The sequence below is a fragment of the Desulfovibrio sp. genome (assembly GCF_034006445.1).
Taxonomy (GTDB): Bacteria; Desulfobacterota; Desulfovibrionia; order Desulfovibrionales; family Desulfovibrionaceae; genus Desulfovibrio.
The window spans coordinates 1-2,709 of the sequence record NZ_JAVESS010000044.1; the positions used below are offsets into that span (position 1 = coordinate 1).

4 protein-coding genes are annotated in these 2,709 nt (G+C 55.4%); 2 read left to right on the forward strand and 2 right to left on the reverse strand.

All coding sequences use genetic code 11. The annotated features are described in order from the left end of the window. Positions 1 to 194: 194 nt before the first annotated feature. Together RBR41_RS14570 and RBR41_RS14575 are read right to left on the reverse strand one after the other, a co-directional pair. Positions 195 to 668, reverse strand: a complete 474-nt coding sequence (locus RBR41_RS14570; protein WP_320353405.1) for a phage regulatory CII family protein — start codon at positions 666 to 668, stop codon at positions 195 to 197. 96 nt (positions 669 to 764) lie between these two features. Beyond that, positions 765 to 1,055 (reverse strand): hypothetical protein, encoded by a 291-nt coding sequence (locus RBR41_RS14575; protein WP_320353406.1) that lies wholly within the window; start codon positions 1,053 to 1,055, stop codon positions 765 to 767. A gap of 102 nt (positions 1,056 to 1,157) precedes the next feature. On the opposite strand from RBR41_RS14575, the gene RBR41_RS14580 reads away from it, so the two are divergent. Both RBR41_RS14580 and RBR41_RS14585 read left to right on the forward strand, forming a co-directional pair. Then, positions 1,158 to 1,721 carry a helix-turn-helix domain-containing protein gene (locus RBR41_RS14580; protein ID WP_320353407.1) on the forward strand — a complete coding sequence of 188 codons (564 nt, stop codon included), beginning with the start codon at positions 1,158 to 1,160 and terminating at the stop codon, positions 1,719 to 1,721. Positions 1,722 to 2,284: 563 nt separating this feature from the next. Continuing rightward, positions 2,285 to 2,709 (forward strand): hypothetical protein (locus RBR41_RS14585; protein ID WP_320353408.1); only part of this gene is annotated, 425 nt, incomplete at its 3' end.

Genomic DNA, 2,709 nt, shown 5'->3' on the forward strand with positions numbered 1-2,709 from the left:
GATCGCAGTCCCAGCCCAAAGCGTCGCAGACCATGCCCAGGACGTCTTCGCGGGAGTAGACAGACTCCCGCTGGCCGGGCTTGTTGACGCGCTGCCGGTCGATCTCGACGCGGTACATGTCGGAATCCGCAACCGGTAAAAGTTTGATTTTCCGGGGTGCAGAGTTGTCAGTTTTTACAGATATGCGGATCATATTAAATGTAAGGCTCCACGCCGGTCAGCACGTCCTGGCAGCGGCCCATGATGTTGGCCACGGCGTTCTTGATGCGCATGGCCTCGGCACGGCTTACTTTGCGGTCAGCTCCGGCCTCGATGACGCACTGAGCCACCGAGCCAAAGTCGGCGCCGAGGTGCAGGAGCTGGCGTTCCATTTCCTCGATGGCCATGGCCTTGGGGTCGTATTTGAGGTTCTGATCATTCACCCTGGCCAAGAGCCACTGGATGATCACGTTTTCCCCGGCATCGCGGCCCGTGGTAGTGGCCTCGATGAGTTCCGGAAGAACTTCGAGGCTCGGTGTGTGGTGATCCTTGCGGCTCGACCAGCGGTCAATCTGGCCCGGGACCAACTCCAGGGCTTCTTCGATGTGCCGCCTTTTTTTGCCCGACAGGTGCGTGGCCAGCCACACGACCTCAGCGGCTCCCATTTCCTTGAGTTTCTGCGAGTCCATAAAAACCCCCCTGGTAGTTTTAGCCTTCATTCTCCCGTAACCTCCAAAATTTGCTATAAAAAAACAGCTTCCGGCTATAAAAGCTGGATGCGGTGTCTAAATCTTTTGACAGCGATCCAAGATTTCTTGCTGGTGATAGACCATGGCGGCCAGGGTGCGGGTGCAGGTTGGCAGCGGGATCAGTTCCTCGGGGATGTTGATTCCTGCCAGGGCCTTGCGGATGGTGTCGGAGCCGACGCCGTCTTCGATGGCGCGGGAAAGGGCTCGATAACAAAGCCCGGCCCTGGTGGCTGTCTGTCGAATGGATTTGAGGCCGTTCTGGTTTATGGCGAAGTACCGCTCCCACTTCTTGCGGAGCGGTCCAAAATTCTTTATGTTTGCGTTCATTTTCTTTGATTTGTTTGTGATCATTTTTGAGCCCCTAATGGCTTATTGATGCCGACGACCCATCCTTAATCAAGAATCCCGCATAGGTCAAGGATTTTTATTATGAACGCAAAAAAACTTCAGAATTATTTGGAAGGGGATGTGCCTAGAAATATTGGCGAGCGTATAGATTTGTTTTTATTGAAAAAAAAAATTACACGCGCCAAACTCGGCGAAGCTCTTGGGGTTACAGGAACGACGATTGCCAGTTACTGCACGGGAAAATCTAAGCCTAACTCAGATTTTCTTGAAGCAGCGGCCAATGTTTTTGACCTTAATCCGATGTGGCTTTTGGTCGGCGCTGGCCCGATGATTTTAACCGAAGACGAGTATGGCTGCCCTTTTCGAGAGGAAGAAGAGTTGGTCGACTACCAAGCCCAGATCCTTAAGCTCAAACACGAACTGGCTGACAAGGACCGCGAGCTAGCAGCAATTGAGCGGGCTATGGGCAAGCAGCAAGCCCTGATCCTGGAGGCCGTACGCAAGGCATGCCGAGAGCAGGGCCTATCTCCTGACCAGGTCAAGGCGCTCCAGTGGGCCGTCATGGACTATGAAGGAGCGCATCGCCCCGCCGGTCCAGACCGGCAGGACCCTGCTGTGTCTCATCAAGCAGCGGTTGGCGATTGATAAGAGGTGCTCGGGAGCCCATCAGGGTTGTCCGGGTGGCGCGCCGCTGCGCCTGATCAAATGCAACGACAACGCCCCAGTGGGGAGGTCACGCGCGAAACTCACGATCAGGACGGCGACACCCATCTCAGAAAAAAACGTCTGACACGGCGAAATGTTTTCGAAAATATTCTGTTTTTTTATCACCTGTCTGACAACTTTTTTTGCTGACCATCGGCGAAAAGCGTGGTAGGGGCGCGGGAAAAAGGGGAGAGTGCGATCGTGAAAGCGTTTTTTCTTACCGCAGCATTAAGCCTTATTTGCCTACCGGCCTTCGCCGCCGACTACGTTGGCCGCGCACAGTCTACTTGTGCTCCACTCAAAGACCAGCCAGGCTATGATAAGTGCGTCTCTGCCGCAGCCAAGGATATTTGCGGCGGGCTACAGTCCCCGCATGACAGGCTTGCTTGCCACCAGGATTTCGAACGGTACTACTCGGCACAGGTCAAAATGCTTGAGAACAAGAGAATTGAGGCAAGCGAGAACACTCAGCGCCTCATCGAGCAACTGCAGAGGCAGTCCCAATGATCCGCGCCATCGCCATCATCCTGATCCTCGTCACCTCACCGGCCTTTGCTGGCTGGAAGATGTACGCGCCCGGCAATCCAGAGCCCATCGTGTCCTCGACAGACGACCCAAGCAAGCCGCCGGCACCGACGTACGAAGTGATCGAGTCCACCCCGGAAGCATCCCTTGCCCCGCAAAAGCGAGTGGAGCCCGAAGACAATTTCGACTTGAGCGGTGTTGAGTGGCGCAGGATGCGCGGGTTCTATTCTGGGCGCGGCGAGGACTTAACCAGGAAATTTGGGTACAGGGCCGGGACGTACCGCCTTGAATATGTGTACAAGGCCAAGGGTCACTTTGCGATCTGGATGTACACCAGGCGAGGCATGAGCGAACTGCTCGTCAACCGCGTCGGGAAGGCCGACACACAGACCACCGTCGCCCT